Here is a 6887-nt window from a genome sequence, read left to right on the forward strand (position 1 = left end):
CGACAAAGCGGTGGAAATCGTGCAACAAATCAAGGGCGTGAAATCCGTCAAGAACGATATGAAGCTTAAGTGACGTTGACTCTCATCTAATCCGTTAAGGGCTGCGAGGGCAAAACGTGGGCGTCCGCTTCTGGCCGTTTCCAGCAGCCTAGTCACGAGCAATAAGCGTCCGCTATGAAGAAAAGCAGACTCAAATCGATCTCAGGGATCAGTGTAATCAAGTGCGAATGTGATACAGATATCGTGCCAAAGTACCCTTATGGATGAATGGAAGGAAATCCTCCTCACTTTCTCGAATAAGGCTCGCGGTAATAAACCCATTACCTTCTGCCTCAAATTCGGCCTGGAGGTCCTTCGCTGCTTGATAGTTTCGGTGCCAGAACGCGTCATTCTGGATCGTGTAGTCGTAAGCATTAAACGACAATCCGATCTCGCTCAGTGATTTCCCCAGAGGCGTCTCCTCGGCACTATATTCAGTAGCTTTACGTCCGTCTGGAACGTGCTTGAGCATGAAAATACCCATTTGTCCTCCGGGTTTTAGGAGTTTTGCTACCTGAGCCATCGTGTTCGTCAGATCCTCGACCCAATAAAGCGTATCAATTGAGATAACCGTATCGAAGGATTTTTCCGGTAAATCGAGTGCATTCATATCACCAGTCACGAATGAGAGCCGATTCCGTTTATCCCGAGTGCGCTCCTTTGCCTCCTCAATTACTGGCTCCGCGTAATCCAGTCCGGTCACCTTCACCCCGGTCTTTTCGGCGATGTACTCAGCGATGACACCCGCACCGCATCCCAGATCGAGAAGATGCTCATCTTCCTTGGGGTCAAGTAATTGTAGAAGGTGGTGGAGGGCGGTCATATCCGTCATCCCTTCTTGCGTGAGATCGATACCAAACGCCCGTTCACACAATTTTGAATGCGCTGCACTAGCACGCGCAGCCGGGTAGAACTTTTGATAATAATACCAGTACATGTCCGGGCGCTCGGCGTAGTATTTAGCCCCCAGTGGAATCCCCGACTCGGTCAGGCGGTAGCCGGTTTCATCTCCTTCAATGAGATCTTTCTCCAGCAAGGTTGGGAAAGCATCGGTCCAGTCTTCCTGAAACATCCAGTACCGATCGCCGCCTTTAACAAGCGTTTGACGGTCATTCGGTTCGCCCTCTTGCTCTGCCATGCGAATGGATGCGAGAACCTGGATTTCGGCTTCGGTAAGTGTTGATTGAGACATAGCACTCCCCCTATGAACTATGTTGGCCGACTATAGCTTAGGTAGTACTGGATTACACCTCGATGAAGACTTGAGCAGAATGGCCAGTTGTAACGAGCGTCCGAAACTGGCCGAAGAACGAAGCCTGCGCATCTCTTATGAACGTCCGCTTACGGGAAAGCAGGCATTCAGAGATCTTAGATAAAGGCTAAAAAATAAATCCTTAAAGTTGTGGGCCTAGTAGTAGGGAACAATTAAACTAGAATCCTTTCAATCCTCGACAAATGACCAGGTCATTATAGTTAAAGTTTAATGCTTCTTGCGGCGTGACTTTTTTGCCTTGCGTCCTGGCGAAGGACTCGTTTCGGATGTGCCGTACATTGCCAGCCTGATTTTTTTCTTACGGCGTCTTTCAAGGAAAACCAGTGTCAAGATAAACAACAATAGCCCTCCAACTGCATAGCTCCATGACGGCACGCGAAAACGACCTAGGTCCCCTTCAATAAATTTACCACCGACAAAATTTGCCTCATGTATTCGTGCAGACGTATCGTCTTCCACATCGAATGTGACTCGTAAATCGGCTTCGTGCGATCCTGCCCGGAGTTTGAGGATTCGGTGATAGTCGGAATTATGCAGGTGCAAATGCAAAGAGTAGTACCCATCGGCGTCAGTCCTGCCGGTGCTGAGCAACTCACCCTCCATGAACGCTTGAACTGTTAAATTGTCCATGCCCTTCTGATTAGCATTGAGCACATAACCTCGGATGTTATAGCGATGATCAGCCTCATGATCAGCCCAAACATTGTTGAAGAATAAGCTTCCTGCGATTAGGGAAAAAATAATTGTTCTCATTAGAATACAATTCCAGAGAGAGGTAAGAGGCAGCGAAATTATACAAGAGGGAGCAAACGGAAACGCAAATATTTAAAAAATACCAGCGTCCGCTCCTGGCCGAAGGTCGCCACTAAACGCATAGTTTTGAGCGTCAGCTTACGGAAAAGCATACTCTCAGAATTGAATTTTATGGGGCGGTTACGAACCAACTCGAATCCTTACAAAGGAAAGAAAGCCAGGAAGTAGTCTGGCTTAGACCTAAATGGGTCGGTGACAAACACGAATCATTTTCAGTTGTCGCCGCCCCCCTTGTTGGTCAAGCCAAAATAACCCAACATTAGTTACCAGGTTAAATCATCGGGGATCTGGTAGGCGGCGTAGAGGTCGTCTTCCAGGGTGGCAGATGCATCCCTGTTGTTTAGCAGTATTACCGATTGTTCATCGCGCTCGGCAATTTTCTGCGCTACCTGGACAGCAACGATTTCGAATTGACTGCCCTTGGTTATACTGGTGACGACAATTGCGAGATGTCCTGAGGTTAAATGGTTTTTCTGATCCTCGGTGACCAGGATATTCTTGACCTTGTTTTCATATTCGAAGCTATAAGGAATCTCGCCTCGGCTCCGATCCAGTTTGTTGACTTCTATAAGTTGTTTAACCTGGGCACCGATCGCTTTTTGCCTGGCAATATCTTGTTTTTTCTGATTGAGTACGCGGTCCTGTTCCACCCTTTCGGCGTGGCGCTGCTGGGCTGCAGCTTTGGCCGCATTAACCGTTTTCCCCCCGGACTTACGAGCCAAATTAGTCTGTTTCTGTTTCTCCTTGTTGGCCAGTTTAGCTTTGTGTTTATCGACCAGACCAGCCTTGAGTAATTGATCCTGTAGTGATGCCATTGGGTGCTTCGAGTAATTGCAAGTGGATAGGGTATAAAATCAATGCTGTTTATACCAGCACAACGCGCCGGTAATAGAACAGGGTATTAGGGGACAAACCATGTTTTACAGATTGCGTATAAAGTGAACGTTATTATCCGAAATTACAAGCGACTGTTATTGGCCGAAGAACGAAGCTCAGCGTTAGCGTTTCAGCGTCCGTATATGGACTCCTCCTCGTTTGCAAGTAATCGGTTCCTGGCAGTTGGCTCGACTGCAAACGTATATCCGGCCTCTTCAGTTGGCATACGCTGATGCCGGGCCATAATGGGGTTTTCGCGCACCGATTCCCTATTGCTTTGACGTGTTATTACACACGCTGACGCTCCCGGGTTTTATCGGTGCCGGTTCGACCTGTTTGCCATTAACCGCTTACTTCGCAATCGTCAATTGAATAGTCTCTCCTCGTCCTCTGTATTTAGCTGACTGATGCTGCCGCCAGATCCGGATCATAATCAACTTCCCGGGTCATCATCGCCCAGGCCATTCGCGCCATCTTGTTGGCCAGTGCCACGGCCACCACATTGGCATGTCGCCGGGACTGAAGATCGATGATCCAGCGACTTAACCGATCCTCCTTGCCCTTGGCCGTGCGCACCGCAGAACGGGCGCCATGCACCAGTAAACAGCGTAGATAAGCATCACCGCGCTTGCTGATCCCGAGTAGCTTGTCTTTCCCACCCGAACTATGCTGTCTTGGCGTTAATCCCAAGGCCGCCGCCATGTCTCTACCTTTACGGTACTGCCGACCATCCCCGATCGTGGCCACCAGGGCGGTCGCGATCAATGGACCCACCCACGCAGCTGCTGCAATCGTCTGGCCATTGGATCTTCTTGTGCAATCACAGCGATCTGTTTATCCAGTTCAGCCATCCGCTGATCCAGCGCATACAAATCTCCCCATAGTCCCTGGAGCAGCTGCCTGAACAAGAAGGTCAGACCATTGTCCGCATCTTCCAGCCAGTCAGGAATGGCTCTGCGCAGTACCGGTAACTGTTGCGGGGCCACCAGACCATATTCGGCAACCAGCCCGCGGATCTGATTCGCCTTGGCGATACGATGGCTCTTGATTTCATCGCGGATGCGATGTATCGCCTGGAGATCCTGTTGCTCGATCGTTTTGACTTTCACCGGGTGCATGTTGGGTCTGTCCATCGCCTCACAGATCGCCTCGGCATCATTGACATCGTTCTTGTTGCTCTTGATGAATGGCTTGACGAATTGCGGTGGGATGACTTTCACCGGGTATCCCCGCTGCATCAACTGCCTGGCCCAGTGGTGGGCGCCGGCGCAGGCTTCCATGCCGATCTTGGTCCCCGGCACAACCGTATCGCACAATACCTTTATCCATTTACCTCTCGATAACCGTCGCTTCCAAACGGTTTTTCCCTTAGGATCGACACCATGCAGTTGAAAAACATTCTTTGCCAAATCAACACCTACTCGATTAATCTTCATTTCGGACTCCTCTTTATCGTTAACTGAAATGTAACAGTCTCAGTTTGGCACATCGATGCCGATGAGATGAGGAGGAGTCCATCCCATTGCTTTGGAGAAAACAGACCCTCAGATTCGATAGATCAGCGGCGATTTACGACCCTATTGGGACACTCACTGCAGTTTGAGTTAGGGTCTAACGATTGCAGAAATTTGTGATGTTGCTGCTTACTGCACCTTCATTTTAGTTTGCTGATCCAGACGAAAGCAGCGAGAGTCGGCTCGGCCTGACGGACAGGAATTGGCAGAAGCAGCGGTCATTTCGCTTGTATCTATGAAATTGCCTCAAGAATTCATAAAGAAAGGAGCTCCAAATCCAGTTCGATGCCGTTTGCACCATTAACCAATACAACCAGGAATATTGCACACAGGCGTTAATTCTTCCTATACATCGATTGTGGGCAAGGACGGGGCGCAAAATACACTGTTAACCGGTCTGATTATCTTCGTACCAGTCGGAGGCCTGTCGCACGGTATCCTGGTGCTGATGCGATTAATCCGACCCCGGGCCTTGTTAGCAGGCTGCGACATCCCTGCCACGGAGCGTCGTCCCGTAGAGCCTGATGTGCCGCCCCCGATGCCAGTTGAAATCGCGAACAAGTTGCGCTGAAAGACCGGGAACGACAAGACAACATATTGTATTTGCCTCGACGCCCGTGAACCGATACGATTCCCGCTGGTCATAACATTCAGCCGGTTGTGCTTTGCTCAACTATATTGACGAATCCGAATCTTCCTACTAAGGTACCGACGGACACCCCGAATAATGCGAGTAACGATTCGAAAACGCCTGGCCCGGTTAATTTGCTGCATGATGGCAATCAACCTGCTGGCTGCACCGATGGTGCACGCGTCCTGGGTTATTCTGGACGGTCCCGCGGAGCAGGGCCTCGATACGAGTCACCGCTGCAAACATGTCATCGAAGAAGCCGATCGAGTTTCCGCGCAGCTGTTGCAGGAGGCTGTCGACACGGCCGGTGAGATGCAATGCGAGCACGGCAGTACCTGCAAGGTTTTGTGCGGCATTTCCGCCTCCATGTTGCACCAAGAGTGCGCACTTTCAGCCTTTGACAAATCCGATCGCTGGCTGCCCACTAACACGCCCGCATTGGAATCCTCTTTCCTGTCCCGCCTGGAAAGGCCTCCGAGACCCTAACTTCACCGGTCCCCGAGACCGCCTGGCCAGTTCGAAGCAAAGCCGGCCACGACTCATTGCGCCATCGCAATCGCTGACCGTGATGCATTGCCTGTGGCGTTACATCTAATCGTTATTTTTCGAGGTTCCAGTGCTGAACATGAATACAGGTACAGGGTTTAGATACGCCTTGCTCGCTTCGGTTCTAATGGGAAACGCGGCGTTGGCCGCGGAGGATATGCCGTCTCCGCTGGATGTCGATCAGCATCCCGCGTCGCCACCCTACGAATCCTTGTTTCCCGACGAGGTCGTCCCGCTTGATACCGGGCTCTCGTGGAAACGCAGGTTTCGCGGAGATGAGACATTTAATTCCGACGAGACACTACCGCCGACCAGCTCGGTGCTGGAGCGCCTGTCGAATCGCCCGGGCTCGGGTACAAGTGGCGAATCGATGCGGGGCGGATTCGATGCCAGCGGCGTGGTGCGCCAGGTACGGTTGTCGGAAGGCAAGATCAAGGTCGAGCACGGACCCATCGATCGTCTCGGCATGCCGGGGATGACGATGATGTTTCGCGTCGAGGATCCAGCCCAGCTCACCGGCCTGGATAAAGGTTCGGAAATTGATTTCGACGTCGACAACACGGCGGCTGGATTTTCGATTACGCGGCTGGCGATGAAATCGAGTCGTTTCGATGCCACCGGGGTGGTCAAGCAGGTCAGGATGTCCGAGGGCAAGCTCAAGGTCGAGCACGGACCCATCGATCGTCTCGGCATGCCGGGGATGACGATGATGTTTCGTGTCGAGGATCCGAAGCAGATGGCGAATATCGAGAAGGGCTCGGAGATCGAGTTCAACGTCGACAATAAGGCCGCCGGGTTCACCATCACCGGGCTGCAGTTGATCGGCGGCGATGCGGGCGATGCCTTCGACGCGAGCGGTACGGTCAAGTCGATCCGGGCCGACCAGGGCAAGGTCAAGATCGAGCACGGCCCCATCGACAAGTTCGGCATGCCGGGCATGACGATGCTGTTCAAGGTCAGGGATGTGCAGTTCCTGGCCGAGCTACAACGCGATATGCCCGTCGACTTCGACGTGGTCAATGGGCCAGGCGGTTTCGAGATTACCCGTATCCGGCCGGTAAACGTTCCGCAAATGGCGGCTGCTGCCGCTCGTCTTTGCTACAGGGTCGGCCCGTTCGCGAAGCAGGATCAGGCTCGGGCAGTGGGCCAACGTTACCGGGACCGGGGTGCGGCGACGCAGCTCAAATCCGCCAGC

The 6887-nt window shown here is 52.0% G+C and carries 6 protein-coding genes and 1 pseudogene; 3 read left to right on the forward strand and 4 right to left on the reverse strand.

The annotated features are described in order from the left end of the window. Positions 1 to 217: 217 nt before the first annotated feature. From OES20_18560 to OES20_18575, 4 genes and pseudogenes are all read right to left on the reverse strand, one after another. Positions 218 to 1231 (reverse strand): methyltransferase domain-containing protein, encoded by a 1014-nt coding sequence (locus tag OES20_18560; protein MDH3636696.1) that lies wholly within the window; start codon positions 1229 to 1231, stop codon positions 218 to 220. A 288-nt stretch (positions 1232 to 1519) separates the two neighbouring features. After that, on the reverse strand, positions 1520 to 2065 hold the full coding sequence (locus OES20_18565) for a hypothetical protein (protein MDH3636697.1): 546 nt from the start codon (positions 2063 to 2065) through the stop codon (positions 1520 to 1522). Between the two features lie 323 nt (positions 2066 to 2388). Next, positions 2389 to 2940: a DUF2058 domain-containing protein gene (locus OES20_18570; GenBank protein MDH3636698.1), complete on the reverse strand. Its 552-nt coding sequence runs from the start codon at positions 2938 to 2940 to the stop codon at positions 2389 to 2391. A 457-nt stretch (positions 2941 to 3397) separates the two neighbouring features. Continuing rightward, positions 3398 to 4437, reverse strand: a pseudogene (locus tag OES20_18575) (IS110 family transposase). Positions 4438 to 4837: 400 nt separating this feature from the next. Here OES20_18575 and OES20_18580 point away from each other — a divergent pair. From OES20_18580 to OES20_18590, 3 genes are all read left to right on the forward strand, one after another. Continuing rightward, positions 4838 to 5086 carry a hypothetical protein gene (locus OES20_18580; protein MDH3636699.1) on the forward strand — a complete coding sequence of 83 codons (249 nt, stop codon included), beginning with the start codon at positions 4838 to 4840 and terminating at the stop codon, positions 5084 to 5086. A 201-nt stretch (positions 5087 to 5287) separates the two neighbouring features. Beyond that, entirely contained in the window at positions 5288 to 5632 is a 345-nt protein-coding gene (locus OES20_18585; protein MDH3636700.1) for a hypothetical protein, read from the forward strand. A 139-nt stretch (positions 5633 to 5771) separates the two neighbouring features. Continuing rightward, positions 5772 to 6887 (forward strand): copper-binding protein (locus OES20_18590; protein MDH3636701.1); only part of this gene is annotated, 1116 nt, incomplete at its 3' end.

This window comes from Gammaproteobacteria bacterium, from assembly GCA_029862005.1.
Taxonomy (GTDB): domain Bacteria; phylum Pseudomonadota; class Gammaproteobacteria.